The organism is Amycolatopsis rifamycinica, assembly GCF_000695625.1.
Taxonomy (GTDB): Bacteria; Actinomycetota; Actinomycetes; order Mycobacteriales; family Pseudonocardiaceae; genus Amycolatopsis; species Amycolatopsis rifamycinica.
The window spans coordinates 82,762-98,019 of record NZ_JMQI01000047.1 but is presented as its reverse complement, the minus strand read 5'-3'; the positions used below and the strand labels follow the sequence as shown (position 1 = coordinate 98,019).

Sequence of the window (15,258 nt, the reverse complement as noted above, 5' to 3'; positions counted from 1 at the left end):
CCACCCACCTTGTCACGCCGCGGCGACGACCTCCGCCGCGAACCCCGCCAGCTCCGGCTCGAGGCGGACGCACTGGGCCGCCAGCCGGGCGATGTCCGCCGGGGCGTCACCGGTCGCCCGGCTGTCCGAGCCGATCCGCTCGAAGCCGCGGTCGAGCAACCCCCGGACGTCGTCGAACCGGCCGCGGGCGACGGCTTTCACCGCGCCGAGCGCGTTGGCCAGCGCGCTGGCCGGCCGGGACCATTCGCCTTCGGCCGCCGGCACCGGCCGGTCGTCGGCCGATTCGGTGCGCACGTCGAGATCGAGCCGCCAGAACACCGGGACGCCCGCGAACCGCACGAAGACCAGCCGCTGCACCGGCGAGTGCAGGAAGTCCGGCGAAAACCGCACGGCGGCCACCGGCCGCACCGCCGAGAGCACCGGCGTCACGGCGAGACAACCCGGGAAGGCGGCGGACGGCACGAGCCACTCGACGTCGATGTCGCTGTACGCGTCGGCGGTCCCCCGGGCGAGCGACCCCCGTAAAGACGCTCGCGAACCGGCTTGAGCCGCCTCGAGGGCGGCCAGCACACGGTTCGCGAGCGTCGAACGGGAAAGGCTCACTTGTCCCGGCGGAAGAGCTTGTTGCCCAGCCACACGATCGGGTCGTACTTGCGGTCCGCGACGCGCTCCTTCATCGGGATGAGCGCGTTGTCGGTGATGTGGATGCCCTCCGGGCACACCTCGGAACAGCACTTCGTGATGTTGCAGTACCCGAGGCCGTGCTCGTCCTGCGCCGCGTCACGGCGGTCCGCGACGTCCAGCGGGTGCATCTCGAGCTCGGCGATACGCATCAGGTACCGCGGCCCGGCGAAGGCTTCCTTGTTCTCCTCGTGGTCACGCACCACGTGACAGGTGTTCTGGCACAGGAAGCACTCGATGCACTTGCGGAACTCCTGCGAACGCTCGACGTCCACCTGCTGCATCCGGTACTCGCCCGGCTTGAGGTCCGCCGGCGGGGTGAACGACGGGATCTCGCGCGCCTTCGTGTAGTTGAACGACACGTCGGTGACGAGGTCGCGGATCACCGGGAACGTCCGCATCGGCGTCACCGTGATGACCTCGTCCTCGGTGAACGTCGACATCCGCGTCATGCACAGCAGGCGCGGGCGGCCGTTGATCTCCGCCGAGCACGAACCGCACTTGCCCGCCTTGCAGTTCCAGCGCACGGCGAGGTCCGCGGCCTGCGTGGCCTGCAGCCGGTGGATGATGTCGAGGACGACCTCGCCCTCGTTCACCTCCACCGTGAAGTCCTGCAGCCCGCCGCCGTCGGCGTCGCCGCGCCAGACCCGGAAACTCGCTTTGTAGCTCATGCCTTGCTCCCGGGGTGCGTCTCGAGCTCCGCATCGGTGTAGTACTTCCCGAGTTCGCCGAACTCGAACAGCTCCAGCAGGTCCTGCCGCAGCGGCACCTGCTCCTTCACCTCGACGTCGATGTCCGGCACCACCGGGTTGTCGCCCGCGGCGGCCGAGCACACGAGGAGCTTGTTGCGCCACTCGGGGGCCATGCTCGGGTAGTCGTCGCGCGTGTGCCCGCCGCGGCTTTCGGTCCGCGTCAACGCCGCCTTCGCGACGCACTCGCTGACCATCAGCATGTTGCGCAGGTCGATCGCGAGGTGCCAGCCGGGGTTGAACTGCCGGTGCCCCTCGACGGTGACGCGCAGGATCCGCTCGCGCAGCTCGGCCAGCTTCACCAGCGCCTGCTCGATTTCGCCCGCCTTGCGGATGATGCCGACCAGGTCGTTCATCGACTGCTGCAGCTCGGTGTGCAGGGTGTACGGGTTTTCCGCGGAGGCGCCGGCCGGCGGGTCGAACGGCGCGAGCGCCATCTTCGCCGCGGCGTCCACATCGGACTCCAGTACCGCGGGCCTGCCCTCGAGGCCGGACACGTACTCGGCCGCGCCGAGCCCGGCGCGGCGGCCGAACACCAGCAGGTCGGACAGCGAGTTGCCGCCGAGCCGGTTGGACCCGTGCATGCCGCCCGAGCACTCCCCGGCCGCGAACAGGCCGGGCACGCTCGCCGCGGCCGTGTCCGGGTCGACCTCGATGCCGCCCATGACGTAGTGGCAGGTCGGGCCGACCTCCATCGGCTCGGCGGTGATGTCGACGTCCGCCAGCTCCTTGAACTGGTGGTACATCGACGGCAGCCGCTTGCGGATCTCCTCGGCGGGCAGCCGGCTGGCGATGTCGAGGAAGACGCCGCCGTGCGGCGAGCCGCGGCCCTCCTTGACCTCGGAGTTGATCGCGCGGGCCACCTCGTCGCGGGGCAGCAGGTCGGGCGTGCGCCGGTTGTCCTCCTGGTCGGAGTACCAGCGGTCGGCTTCCTCTTCGCTTTCGGCGTACTGGCCCTTGAACACGTCGGGCACGTACTCGAACATGAACCGCTTGCCGTCGGAGTTCTTGAGCACGCCGCCGTCCCCGCGCACGCCCTCGGTGACGAGGATGCCCTTGACGCTCGGCGGCCAGACCATCCCGGTCGGGTGGAACTGGACGAACTCCATGTTGATCAGCTTCGCGCCCGCCCGCAGGGCCAGCGCGTGGCCGTCGCCGGTGTACTCCCACGAGTTCGACGTCACCTTGAACGACTTGCCGATGCCGCCGGTGGCGAGCACGACGGCGGGCGCCTCGAAGAGGACGAACCGCCCGCTCTCGCGCCAGTAGCCGAACGCGCCGGCGATCTTCCCCTCGGTGGTGAGCAGCTCGGTGACCGTGCACTCGGCGAAGACCTTGATCTTGGCTTCGTAGTCGCCGGTCTCGGCGAAGTCCTCCTGCTGCAGCGAGACGATCTTCTGCTGCATCGTGCGGATCAGCTCGAGCCCGGTGCGGTCACCGACGTGCGCCAGCCGCGGGTACGTGTGGCCGCCGAAGTTGCGCTGGCTGATCCGGCCGTCGGCGGTGCGGTCGAACAGCGCGCCGTACGTCTCGAGCTCCCAGACGCGGTCCGGCGCCTCCTTGGCGTGCAGCTCCGCCATCCGCCAGTTGTTGAGGAACTTCCCGCCGCGCATGGTGTCGCGGAAGTGGACCTGCCAGTTGTCGTTCGAGTTCGCGTTGCCCATCGAGGCGGCGCACCCGCCCTCGGCCATCACCGTGTGCGCCTTGCCGAACAGGGACTTGCACACGACCGCGACGCGGAAGCCGCGTTCGCGGGCTTCGATCACGGCGCGCAGACCGGCGCCACCGGCACCGATCACCACCACGTCGTAGCTGTGCCGTTCGACCTCGGTCATGAAGAGATTCCACCTCGGAACTGGGGACGTCTGTGGTTGGGAGAGCGGGCGCTAGTTGACGAATCTCAGGTCCGAGATCGCGCCGCTGGCGACGAGCATGACGTAGAAGTCGGTCAGCACCAGCGTGCCGAGCGTCGTCCAGGCCAGCGTCATGTGGCGGGTGTTGAGCTTCGAGACCTTCGTCCAGATCCAGTAGCGCACCGGATGCTTGGAGAAGTGCTTCAGCCGGCCCCCGGTCACGTGCCGGCACGAGTGGCAGGACAGCGTGTAGGCCCAGAGCAGGATCACGTTGCCGAGCAGGACGATGTTGCCCAGCCCGAAGCCGAAGCCGCCGGTCTTGCCGTGGAACGCCGTGATCGCGTCGTAGGTGTTGACCAGCGAGACGATCAGCGCCACGTAGAAGAAGTAGCGGTGGACGTTCTGGATGATCAGCGGCAGCCGCGTCTCGCCGGTGTACTTGGCGTGCGGCTCCGCGACGGCGCAGGCGGGCGGGGAGAACCACACCGACCGGTAGTAGGCCTTGCGGTAGTAGTAGCAGGTCAGGCGGAACCCGAGCAGGAACGGCAGCACCACGAAGCCGAGCGGGATCCAGCCGGGCAGGTCGCCGAACCAGTGGCCGAAGTGGCTCGAGCCCGCCACGCAGGACGTGGACAGGCACGGCGAGTAGAACGGCGTCAGGTAGTGGTAGTCGGGCACCCAGTAGGCGGTGCGCACGAACGACCGGACCGTCGCGTAGACGATGAACGCCGACAGTCCGAGCACGGTCAGCAGCGGCTGGAGCCACCACCGGTCCGTGCGGAGGGTGCGCTCGGCGATCCGGGCCCGCTTGGGGGCCCGGACGCCGGTGCCGACGCCGTTGTCAGCGGGAGCGCTCACCGCTGGTCGCGCTTGTAGCCGCCGACGCCTTCGTCATCGGCGCCGTGCCACAGCGCCGGGTCGTAGGGGGTGTCGGGGACGGGGACGCGCTCCGCGGCCTTCGCCTGGGCGGGCACCGCGAGCGGCACGCCGTCGAGGTCCGCGATGTCGATGTCGAGGCGCTCGACGTCGTTGGCGAGCCGGCGCACCGCCGACGCGTCGCCGTAGCGCGAGCGCAGTGCGCCGACGCACTGCCGGAGCTGGCCGATGGTTCGCCGCAGCTCGGCGATCTCGGAGGTGGACATCATGCCTCCCGTGTGGTGGGGCTGGCAGGGAACCGGCGAAGGCAACCTTCGAAGGCACTGCCACGCGTCGTGCAGTGTGACAACTAGCACACTAACGGTTCCGAGGGTGATCGGGGTCACTCGGATCGATCTTCTGAATCGATTTTGATTCAGCGTTTTCCCGAGGTAGTGTGGCCAGAGTCACGACCCAGAGGCGTCAGCGCTGCCGTCCCGCGGACCACCCCACACCAGTGATCCGGAGCCGGACATGAGCCCGACCCCCACCACATCGTTGCACCCGGTCGTCGCCGAGGTCACCGCCCGCATCGCCGCGCGCAGTGCCGCGACCCGCACCGCCTACCTCGGCCGCACGGCCGCCGCGCACGCCGAAGGCCCGGTCCGCCGCGGCCTCGCGTGCAGCAACCTCGCCCACGGCTTCGCCGCGATGGACGGCGTCGACAAGGAAGCGCTGCGCGCCGCGCGCGCCCCCGGCGTCGCGATCGTGTCCTCCTACAACGACATGCTGTCGGCGCACCAGCCGATGCAGGAGTACCCGGCGTGGCTGAAGAAGTCCGTGCGCTCCGCGGGCGGTGTCGCCCAGTTCGCCGGCGGCGTGCCCGCGATGTGCGACGGGATCACGCAGGGCCGCGCGGGCATGGAGCTGTCGCTGTTCAGCCGCGAGGTCATCGCGATGTCGACGGCGATCGCGCTCTCGCACGACATGTTCGACGCGGCGCTGCTGCTGGGCGTCTGCGACAAGATCGTGCCCGGCCTGCTGATCGGCGCGCTGTCGTTCGGCCACCTGCCGGCGGTGCTGATCCCGGCCGGCCCGATGAACTCCGGGCTGCCGAACAAGGAGAAGGCGCGCGTCCGGCAGCTGTACGCCGAGGGCCTCGCCACCCGCGAAGACCTCCTCGACGCCGAAGCGGCGTCGTACCACTCGGCCGGCACCTGCACGTTCTACGGCACCGCCAACTCGAACCAGATGGTCGTCGAGGTGATGGGCCTGCACCTGCCCGGCGCCAGCTTCGTCCAGCCCGGCTCTTCGTTGCGCCGCGCGTTGACCGAAGAGGCCGGGCGGCGGATCGTGGCGATTTCGCGCGGCGAGGAGTACACGCCCGTCTCGCGGATCCTCGACGAGAAGGCCTTCGTCAACGGCGTCGTCGCGCTGCTCGCCACCGGCGGGTCGACGAACCACACGATGCACCTGGTCGCGATCGCCGCGGCCGCCGGCATCCAGCTGACCTGGGACGACTTCTCCGACCTCTCGGCCGTGGTGCCGCTGCTGGCGCGGGTCTACCCGAACGGCAGCGCCGACATCAACCACTTCCACGCCGCCGGCGGCATCCAGTTCCTGGTCGGCACGCTGCTCGACGCCGGGCTGCTGCACGAGGACGTGCACACGGTGGCCGGGTTCGGGCTGCACCGCTACCGCGCCGAGCCGATCCTGTCCGACGGCGAGCTCGTCTGGCGCGACGTGCCCACCCGCAGCCTGGACGAAGAGGTGCTGCGCCCGGCGTGGCGGCCCTTCGCCGCGGACGGCGGGCTGCGGATGGTCGAGGGCAACCTCGGCCGCGCGGTGGTCAAGGTGTCCGCGGTCGCGCCCGAGCACCGCGTCGTCCAGGCGCCGGCACGGGTGTTCACCACGCAGGAGGGCTTCACGGCCGCGTTCGAGGCCGGCGAGCTCGACCGGGACGTCGTCGTGGTGATCCGGCAGCAGGGCCCGCGGGCCAACGGCATGCCGGAGCTGCACGGCCTGACCCCGGCCCTGGGCGTGCTGATGGACCGCGGGCACGCCGTGGCGTTGCTCACCGACGGCCGGATGTCGGGCGCGTCGGGCAAGATCCCGGCCGCCATCCAGGTGACGCCGGAAGCCGCCGCGGGCGGCCTGATCGCCCGCGTCGCGGACGGCGACGTCATCCGGCTCGACGCCGCCGCGGGTTCGCTCGACGTGCTGGTCGGTGACGAAGAACTCGCCCGGCGCGAGCTTGTGGACTCCCCGCCGTCCGAAGCATCCTGGACCGGCACCGGCCGAGAGCTGTTCGCCGCGTTGCGCCGTGCCGTCGGCCCCGCTGACCAGGGCGCTTCGGTGTTCGGCGGTTTGACCCCGGAGCACTTCGGAATGCCCACTCTGGAAACACAGGAGGTCGGTCAGTGACCACCGGTCAGGACCTGCTCGAGCTGTCCCCCGTGATGCCCGTCGTGGTGATCGACGACGCCGACGACGCGGTCCCCACGGCGCGGGCCCTGCTCGCCGGCGGGATCGGGGTCATCGAGCTGACCCTGCGCACGTCGGCGGCGCTGCCGGCGATCGAGCGCGTCGCCGCCGAGGTGCCGGACATCGTCATCGGCGCCGGCACCGTCACTTCGCCGGACCAGGCGAAGCAGGCGGCCGACGCGGGCGCGAAGTTCCTCGTGACGCCGGGCTGCACGGACGCCGTCGTCGACGCGTGCTTCGAGACCGGGCTGCCGTTCCTGCCGGGCGCGAGCACCGTGTCCGAGGCGATGCGGCTCGCCGAGCGCGGGCTGTCGGCGCTGAAGTTCTTCCCGGCGGAGGCGTCGGGCGGTGTCGCGTACCTGAAGTCGATCGCGGGTCCGCTGCCGTCTCTGCGCTTCTGTCCCACCGGCGGGATCACGGTGGCCTCGGCGCCGTCGTACCTGGCGCTGCCGAACGTCGGCTGCATCGGCGGCTCGTGGCTGACGGCCTCGCTCGACCCCGCCACGATCGAGAAGCTGGCCGCCGAGGCCGCCGCGCTGTAGCGGAGATCACTCCGCGTCGGCGCCGCACCCGAACGGCGGAACCGGCGTCCGCATTCCGGGAGCACCGTTCCAGCGCGCTGGAACGGTGCTCCGTGCGGGTGTGGCGCCGGTCATGAAATCTTCGCGTGTTCCGCTGAATGGCGCAGATGCCGCTCTGGTGGGTTATTTACCTGCCTGTTATCTTTCTCTTCGCTGTTTCCAGCGAGGAGAATCCGTGTCCCTGACCAGCGTGGTCGCGCCCGATCCGGCCCCCGAGACCGTCGCCGCACTCGTCGGCGAACGCCTTTCGGTGTCCGCACTTCACCAGCTCGGCGACACTGTCGGCGGCTATTCCTTCGTCAAGGTCGTGGTCGACCGCGAGCAGGCGAAGATCCACTTCCTGCACAACGCGCGGCATTCCTTTCACGCGATCTATATCGGGGAAGAGATCCTCGGCGTCGGCGAAGAACGCGTGCGCGCCGAGATCGACTCGTACAACGAGGCCTTCTACCACGCGCCGGACCGCCGGTTCCTGCTCGGCATTCTCGCCCTGCACCCGCAGATGCTTTCGCTGGAGACGGTCGAGGTCGACACCATGCCGGCCGAGCTGATCCGCGAGTTCCACGCCTTCGTCGCCCAGTACGTCGACCCGTCGCTGCCGCTGCTGTTCAAGCCGGCCAACCAGCTGCAGGAGCGGATCGTCCGCGACATCCCGGCGGGCGAGCTGCCGCGCGTCTTCGCGCACGAGCTGTTCTCCACGGCGCCGTTCGTGGCGCTGAACCCGGGCACGGCCACCGGGCGGCTGCGCGCGTTCCGCACCGAGGCCGAGTACCGGGCCGCGACGCTGGACTGGACCGACATCATCGTGATGGACCGCGTCCCCGACGACATCCCGCGGCTGGCGGGGATCGTCAACGCCCGGCACACGACGCCGTTGTCGCACACCAACGTCCTCGCCACCGGCTGGCAGATCCCGAACGCCGTCCAGCTCGGCGCGCTGGCCGAGGTCGAGCGCCGCGGGCTCGACGGCAAGTGGGTCGAGTACACAGTGGACGCCCAGGGACTCTCGCTGCGCGAGGTCGACGAGCCGGCCGGCGCGGCGCCGCCGGCCTGGTACGCCCAGCGCGTCACGCTGGAGCAGCCGGAGGCCGACCACAGCCCGATCGTGAACCTCGCCCGGCTGCGCGCGTCCGACCGCCACCGCTACGGCACGAAGGCGGCCAACCTCGGCGAGCTGCACCACGTGCTGGCTTCCGGTTCACAGCGGCTCCTGGGCTTCTACCAGGTGCCGCGGCCACCGCGGGACAACCTGCTCCCCTACCTGGCCCGGCTGCTGGACGTCCCGCTCGACGCCGACCTGCGCGCCGCGGCCCGGCGGCTGCTCGACGAGCACGTCCGCGTGCCGCGCGGCATCGCGCTGCCCTTCTCGCTGCAGCGGCGGTTCCTGGAGTCGTCGCCGCGGATTCAGCAGGCCATCGGGAAGCTGAAGATGGCTCTGGAGCTGGACGCCCGCGAGATCGAGCCGCTGTGCGTCGAGCTGCAGGGCCTGATCCGGTCCGCGCGGATGCCGGGCGCGCTGGCCGGCGAAATCGACTCCGCGCTGGTATCGCAACTGGCCGGCGTGCGGGCGTTCGTCGTGCGCAGCTCGTCGAACGCCGAAGACCTCGCCGGGTTCTCCGCGGCCGGGATCTACGAGTCGCACAACCACGTCACCACGGCCGAGCGGATCTTCGCCAGTGTCAAGGAGGTCTGGGCGTCGCTGGTGTCCGTGCGCAGCGTCCGGCTGCGGCAGCAGGCCGGGATCTCCCTCGACGAGTGCTACATGGGCGTGGTGATCCAGGAGCAGGTCGCGGCGGACTTCGGCGGGGTGCTGGTGACGACGAACCCGATGAACCGCGCGGACTTCCGCACGGTGTACGTCAACGTGTCGCCTCGCATGACGGACGTCGTCGACGGTGCGGCGCTGCCGATGCAGTACCTGTATTCGACGGTCGAGGGCGGCGGCCGCACGCTGTCCCTGGGCGACGCGCCCGCGGACCTCGACGAGCGCGCCCACGCGCAGCTGCAGCGCCTCGCCGTCGCCGGCCGCCTGCTGCAGGGCCACTTCTCGCCCGACTACACCTTCGACTCACCAGTGGACATCGAGTGGCTCGCCGACGGCGAGCACCTCCACCTCGTGCAGCTGCGCCCCTATTCGGCCTGACCTTCCCGGGAGACACACGATCATGCTGGGGCTTCGCCTGCCCGCGAAACCCGCCGTTCAGCGCGCCGTCCGGCTGACCTACGGCTTCCAGTTCTTCTTCGGCCTGCTGCTGTGGGTGCCGATCTTCTACTCGTACCAGAAGCTCATCGGGCTCTCCGACGGCGAGATCTTCGGCATCCAGAGCATTTACTACATCGTGTTCTGCCTGCTCGAGATCCCGACCGGGATGATCGCCGACCGCTTCGACTACCGCACCTCGCTGACGGCGGGCGCGGGCGTGCTGGTGGCCGCGAACCTGGTGCCGGTGTTCCTGAGCTCCTACCCCGGATTCCTGGTGCACTTCGTCTTGATCGCCTTGGCCCGCTCGCTGGTTTCGGGTGCGCAGAGCGCGTACCTGTACGAGTACCTGCACGCATCCGGCGCGGGGGAACACTACCTCCGCGTGGAAGGCGTCGGCCGCGCGTACAGCCTGGTCGGCAAGATCGTGTTCTGGCCGGTGATCGGCCTGCTGATGTCGTGGAGCCTCCCCTCACCGTACTGGCTGACGGCGATCAACGCGGGCATAGCGCTCGCCTTCGCGCTCAAACTCCCCCCGATCCCGGGCGGCCGCCGCGTAACCGACAAGACGGCATCACTGGTGGCGGGACTCGGCGGCGCGTTGTGGACGCTGCGTTCGTCCCGGTGGCTGGTGTTGTTGATGGTGCAGGGCGTCGCGATGTTCACGCTGGTCCGGATCTGCCAGGTGAACCTGTTCCAGCCGATCCTGGAGTCGAAGACGCTCTCGGTGAACTGGTACGGCACGGTCCTGGCCGCGATGACGGTCTTCGAAGCACTGGGCGCGGCCCGCCCCCACCGGCTTCGCCGCGCGATAGGCCCGGTGGGTTCGGTGTTCACGCTGACGATCGTGATGGCCCTCTGCCTCGGGGTGATCGTGTTCGTGGGCGCCTTCCCGGCGGTGGTGCTGTTGTGCGTGTTCGCGGTGGCGACGGGAATCGCGTTCCCGATCCAGAAGCAACTGCTGAACGACTCCATCACGGACTCCCGCTACCGCGCGACACTCCTGTCCATGGAGTCCATTGTGGACAGGGCGGTGTGCGCACTGGTCGCGGTGGCACTGGGTGCGTACCTGGCAGCCGGGCAGCTGAACGAGTTCCTCCTGCTGACGGCCATCGTGACGTGCGGCGCGATGGGTCTGCTCGCGGTGCTGCTGCTGGCGGTCCGCAAGCACCGCTCGGACCGCCGGGTCCCCGCCGCCCGCCGTCCGGGCACGACTTTCCCACCGGCCGACCCGCAACTCCGCACACGGCACGAGGTGGGAGAAGTCCGCCACTGACCCCAGCGCCGGCTTGGAATGCGGCCGGGCATCGGCGCTGACGCACCACCGAGCCACCTCACACCGCCGAGCGGGTGCCGGCAGGCACAGGCACCGGCGCTCGCGCAGGGCCAAACCAGCCCACCCCGCGGAGCCGCCGACCCTCACCGAGCGCACCGACGGGCTAACGGCCGCCGCGCCGCGCCACCGGCCCGACCCAGCCACCACACCAATGGCGCCCACCTCGGTCACCGATCACCGGACCCACCCCGGCCACGCACCGCCGCGCCACACCACCGCCCGGCCCGGCCGCCACACCGCCGCGCCCCACCGGGCTCACCCGCGGCCACCGGGCCACCGGCACCACCGGGCCGCCGCACCGCACCCACTCCGGCCACCGGCCACAACACCGAGCCGAAACCCGGCACGGCGAGCGTCGGTCAGTCGATGACGGCGTCGTCGAGCAGGGTGGACTCCGCGCCGTACTCGCGGAGTTCCTCCCTGATCACCGTGTAGGCCAGCCCTTGCGGGTAGCCCTTGCGCGCGAGGAAGCCGAGCAGCCGCCGCAGGGCGGTCTGTTCGTCTACGTTGCCGAGCGAGCCGAGGCGCTTGCGGACCAGTTCCCTGGCCATCTGTTCCTCGGACTCGCGGTCGACCTCGCCGGCGGCCTGCGTGGCGATCTCGTCGTCGACGCCCTTGCGCCGCAGCTCGGCCACCAGCGCGGTGCGGGACAGGCCCTGGTTCGCGTGCCGGGACTTCACCCACAGTTCCGCGAACTCCGCGTCGTTGACCAGCCCCGCCCGGTCGAGCTTCCCGAGCAGGGTCTCGCTGGTCTCCTCGTCGAACCCCTTGCGGTGCAGCGCCTGCCGCAGCTCTTCCTGAGTGCGCGGCCGGGCGGCCAGGAGATCGAAGCAGATCTCCTTGGCCTTCTTGTACCGCTCCTCAGGAGGCAGCTCGGCGGGCGGCACCTTCGGTGCCCTCGCCACCTCGATCACTCCTCGTTCTCACAGCCGGCCGCGCCTCACCCGGCCGCACCGTCACCACTCGATGCGACGGCGGCGGGCGATCAGAAGTCGACCGGCGCCGGGACGGGCTCGATGGCGGCCGCGTCGAGCTGCGGGCCGATGCCGAGCTTCTCCTTGATCCGCTTCTCGATCTCGTTGGCGATGTCCGGGTTGTCGCGCATGAACTTCCGCGCGTTCTCCTTGCCCTGGCCGAGCTGGTCGCCCTCGTAGGTGTACCAGGCGCCGGACTTGCGCAGGATGCCCTGGTCGACCCCCATGTCAATGAGCGAACCCTCGCGGGAGATGCCGTGGCCGTACAGAATGTCGAACTCGGCCTGCTTGAAGGGCGGGGCCATCTTGTTCTTGACGACCTTGACGCGGGTCCGGTTGCCGACCGCCTCGCCGCCGTCCTTCATCGTCTCGATGCGGCGCACGTCCAGGCGGACCGACGCGTAGAACTTCAGCGCCTTGCCACCGGTGGTGGTCTCCGGGGAGCCGAACATCACGCCGATTTTCTCGCGCAGCTGGTTGATGAAGATCGCCGTGGTGCCGGAGTTGTTCATCGCACCGGTCATCTTGCGCAGGGCCTGGCTCATCAGGCGGGCCTGGAGGCCGACGTGCGAGTCACCCATCTCGCCCTCGATCTCGGCGCGGGGCACGAGCGCGGCCACGGAGTCGATGACCAGGATGTCGAGCGCGCCGGAGCGGACCAGCATGTCCGCGATCTCCAGGGCCTGCTCACCGGTGTCCGGCTGGGAGACGAGCAGCGCGTCGGTGTCGACGCCGAGCTTCTTGGCGTAGTCCGGGTCCAGCGCGTGCTCCGCGTCGATGAACGCCGCGATGCCGCCGTTGCGCTGCGCGTTCGCCACCGCGTGCAGGGCGACCGTGGTCTTACCGGAGGATTCCGGCCCGTAGACCTCGATGACCCGGCCCCGGGGCAGGCCGCCGATGCCGAGGGCGACGTCGAGGGCGATCGAGCCGGTGGGGATCACGGCGATGGGCGGCCGGGTGTCCTCGCCCAGGCGCATGACCGAGCCCTTGCCGTACTGCTTGTCGATCTGCGCGAGCGCGAGCTCGAGCGCCTTGTCCTTGTCGGGTGCTGCAGGCATGGAAGTCCACCTCGCTGGTCGAAGCCCTCGTCTCGAGGGCTCTGTGTCGGTTCTTCAGCTGTCCGGTCCGACGCTAGCGGCGGGGACCGACAATTCCAGGCGCGGCGCCCAATCTGTGGATCGCTGGACCCGATGTGGACAACACCTTAGACGAACACCTGTTCGAGGTCCGCAGCGACACACCCTTGCGGTAGAGTTTTCGCCCGCCCGGGTCATGCCTATCCACAAAACTCCAGGTCAGCGCCGTTCAGCCGGGACGTCGAAGGCGTTGCAGACCTCGCGCCAGATCTCCTTGGCCGGGATTCCCGCGGTCAGCGCCTGGTCGACGGTGCGCCCGCCGAGCCCGCTCAGAACGTGGTCGCTGGCCAGCACCTGGGCCCGCCCGGGACCGAACTCCTCGGCCATCAGCCGCCGGAAAACCGTGATCCGCATCGGACCCACTCTAACCGGCGGGCGTGAACGGCCCGTCCGCGCCGTCTACTGACCCGGCTGGACGCTCGCCTCGAAGTAGTCGGCCAGCGTGCCGGGCGTGGTCGCCGCCGCCTGGTCGCTCGTGTTCAGCTGGTAGATGAACCCGGCCAGCGGCCGGTCCGCGACCGTGAACACGAGCACCGCCGACGTCTTCCCCGCCGCCGACGAGTAGTGGCCCTTCAGCCCGTTGCCGCCCCAGTCGGCCTCGGTGCGGTCGCCGCCCGCCGAGGTGAGCAGGCCGTCGGTGTACTGCTTCAGCGTGTCGGCGCTGTCGCCGTGGACGTAGGTCACCTGCGTGCCTGCCCGGCCCGGCGCGGAGCAGGTCGAGGCGGCGCCCAGGCGCTGCGCCGGCGCCGCCGGGCCGTTGCCCATGCCGGGCTTGCAGTCGCCGGTGTCGGCGATCTTCCCGGCGAGCTGGCGCAGGCAACCGGTGAACCCCTTGTCGTCCTCCTGACCCGGCGTTTTGCACTGGTCCGCGGTGTAGGTCGCCACCGAGGACGACGACGTGAGGAACAACGTCACGCCCACCGCGAGCGCCACGACGACCGCGGCCGCGATCCCGATCAGCAGCTTCTTCTTCCCGCCGGGCTTCGGCTCGGCCTTCTCCGGCGCGGGCGAGTACGCCGGGAAGTTCGAGGGCACCGGCTGCGGGCCACTGGCCGGGAAGTTCGACGGCGCGTAGTTCGGGTACTGCGGCGCAGGCGGCGGCGCGTACTGCGGCCGGTGCGGCGGCGCGCCCGCGGCCACCGCCCCTTCGACGTTCTGGGTGCGCACGGACAGCCCGTCGCGGGCCACGTGCTGGGCGCCGAGCGCGACGGCGGTCTCCGGCTGGTCGAGGCTGCCCGGCACGACACCGAGCTTCTCCGCGATCATCGTGCCGACCAGCGGCAACCGGCTCGACCCGCCGACGAGGTAGATGCCCGCCAGCCGGTCCGGCGTCAGCCCGGACGACCGCAGCGTCCGCGACAGCAGCTCCACGCTACGCAGCATCGCCGGCCGGACCAGGCCTTCCAGCTCGCCGCGGGTGACGAGGACGTCCTTGAACGGCTCCGGCATCGGCACCTCGGTCTGCGGGTGCCGCGAGAGCACCTCCTTGGCCGCCTTGACGTCCTCCTGCAGCGCACGCCGGGTGCGCCGGTCGCCGGTGGACTCCGGCCGCAGCAGCCGCTGCCAGCGCTGCGGGTCCGAGTGCGACACCTCGCGCCCGACGTGCACCATCAGCGCCTGGTCGACGTCGAGGCCGCCGAGGTCGGGCAGGCCGTCCTCGGCGAGCACGGTGAACCCGTTCTGCGTGGCACCGACGACCGCGACGTCGAAGGTGCCCGCGCCGAGGTCGTAGACGGCGAGCGCCTGGCCGGGCGCGAGCGACTTGCCGGGGAACGACGCGAAGTGCGCCGCGGCGGCCACCGGCTCGGGCACCAGCAGGATGTTCGGGCCCATCCCGGCCAGCCGGGCGGCGGACATCAGCACGTTGCGGCGCGTCTGCCCCCACTGCGCGGGGTGGGTCAGCCGGACCTCGTCGGGCTGCTCGCCGCCGAGCTGGCGGGAGGTCTCCTCGAGCACGCGGCGCAGGATGGCGGCCAGCGCGTCGGTCACCGGGACGACGTCAGTGCCGAGCAGCAGGGTCTGCTCGTCGATGCGGCGCTTGGGGTTCGGCTCGAAGCGCGTCGGGTCGAGCCGGGCGCGCCGCTCGGCGTCGCGGCCGACCATGATCGTGCCCTCTTCGGTGGCGAACACCGCCGACGGCATGTTGGCCGAGCCGTCCACCTCGACGACCCGGGGCGGCATACCGTGCGCCGAAAGCACGGCCACGGTGTTGGACGTCCCGAGGTCCACCGACAGGATCCGCACAGCACTCCCCTTCGCGAAAACAAGCGCCGACGCGCCCGCGGTGATGCTGCCATGCGTGCGGTCACCGTGCGTGCGGACCCGGAAAAGTCACTGCTCCTTGACTCGGATGGCGATCAAGGTGCACTCTAGTTGCACAGTTCGATCAACAGAGTTGCTCAGTTCGCG

General features: G+C 70.4%; 13 protein-coding genes. 4 read left to right on the top strand and 9 right to left on the bottom strand.

What is annotated here, in order from left to right; genetic code table 11:
• Positions 1-12: 12 nt before the first annotated feature.
• The 5 genes from DV20_RS22085 to DV20_RS22065 are packed head-to-tail and all read right to left on the bottom strand — an operon-like array spanning position 13 to position 4,425.
• Positions 13-603, bottom strand: a complete 591-nt coding sequence (locus DV20_RS22085; RefSeq protein WP_043783253.1) for a hypothetical protein — start codon at positions 601-603, stop codon at positions 13-15.
• A complete protein-coding gene (locus tag DV20_RS22080) occupies positions 600-1,352 on the bottom strand; it encodes a succinate dehydrogenase/fumarate reductase iron-sulfur subunit (RefSeq protein WP_043783250.1) in 753 nt (250 codons plus the stop codon). The genes DV20_RS22085 and DV20_RS22080 overlap by 4 nt, the downstream gene beginning before the upstream one ends.
• Positions 1,349-3,265, bottom strand: coding sequence for a fumarate reductase/succinate dehydrogenase flavoprotein subunit (locus tag DV20_RS22075; protein WP_043783248.1), 1,917 nt, complete (start codon positions 3,263-3,265; stop codon positions 1,349-1,351). The genes DV20_RS22080 and DV20_RS22075 overlap by 4 nt, the downstream gene beginning before the upstream one ends.
• Positions 3,266-3,316: 51 nt before the next feature.
• Positions 3,317-4,141, bottom strand: coding sequence for a hypothetical protein (locus DV20_RS22070; RefSeq protein WP_043783246.1), 825 nt, complete (start codon positions 4,139-4,141; stop codon positions 3,317-3,319).
• Positions 4,138-4,425, bottom strand: a complete 288-nt coding sequence (locus tag DV20_RS22065; RefSeq protein WP_043783673.1) for a hypothetical protein — start codon at positions 4,423-4,425, stop codon at positions 4,138-4,140. Before DV20_RS22065 ends, DV20_RS22070 begins: the two co-directional genes overlap by 4 nt.
• A gap of 247 nt (positions 4,426-4,672) precedes the next feature.
• Between DV20_RS22065 and edd the strand changes: the two genes are divergently transcribed.
• The 4 genes from edd to DV20_RS22045 all read left to right on the top strand — a co-directional run bounded on the left by edd (position 4,673) and on the right by DV20_RS22045 (position 10,679).
• On the top strand, positions 4,673-6,562 hold the full coding sequence (gene edd / locus DV20_RS22060) for a phosphogluconate dehydratase (protein WP_043783244.1): 1,890 nt from the start codon (positions 4,673-4,675) through the stop codon (positions 6,560-6,562).
• Positions 6,559-7,164 carry a bifunctional 4-hydroxy-2-oxoglutarate aldolase/2-dehydro-3-deoxy-phosphogluconate aldolase gene (eda, locus tag DV20_RS22055; protein WP_043783242.1) on the top strand — a complete coding sequence of 202 codons (606 nt, stop codon included), beginning with the start codon at positions 6,559-6,561 and terminating at the stop codon, positions 7,162-7,164. Before edd ends, eda begins: the two co-directional genes overlap by 4 nt.
• A 214-nt stretch (positions 7,165-7,378) precedes the next feature.
• Entirely contained in the window at positions 7,379-9,346 is a 1,968-nt protein-coding gene (locus DV20_RS22050; RefSeq protein WP_043783240.1) for a PEP/pyruvate-binding domain-containing protein, read from the top strand.
• 22 nt (positions 9,347-9,368) lie between these two features.
• Positions 9,369-10,679, top strand: a complete 1,311-nt coding sequence (locus DV20_RS22045; RefSeq protein WP_235190915.1) for an MFS transporter — start codon at positions 9,369-9,371, stop codon at positions 10,677-10,679.
• 419 nt (positions 10,680-11,098) lie between these two features.
• Here the strand turns inward: DV20_RS22045 and DV20_RS22040 are convergent, their stop codons facing one another.
• The 4 genes from DV20_RS22040 to DV20_RS22025 form a co-directional block, all read right to left on the bottom strand.
• A complete protein-coding gene (locus DV20_RS22040; RefSeq protein WP_084093617.1) occupies positions 11,099-11,626 on the bottom strand; it encodes a regulatory protein RecX in 528 nt (175 codons plus the stop codon).
• 98 nt (positions 11,627-11,724) lie between these two features.
• On the bottom strand, positions 11,725-12,771 hold the full coding sequence (recA, locus tag DV20_RS22035; protein ID WP_043783238.1) for a recombinase RecA: 1,047 nt from the start codon (positions 12,769-12,771) through the stop codon (positions 11,725-11,727).
• A gap of 237 nt (positions 12,772-13,008) precedes the next feature.
• The gene (locus DV20_RS22030; protein ID WP_043783236.1) at positions 13,009-13,203 is read right to left on the bottom strand and encodes a DUF3046 domain-containing protein; all 195 of its coding nucleotides are present in this window, start codon (positions 13,201-13,203) and stop codon (positions 13,009-13,011) included.
• A gap of 45 nt (positions 13,204-13,248) precedes the next feature.
• Positions 13,249-15,093, bottom strand: coding sequence for an Hsp70 family protein (locus DV20_RS22025; protein ID WP_043783235.1), 1,845 nt, complete (start codon positions 15,091-15,093; stop codon positions 13,249-13,251).
• Positions 15,094-15,258 lie beyond the last annotated feature (165 nt).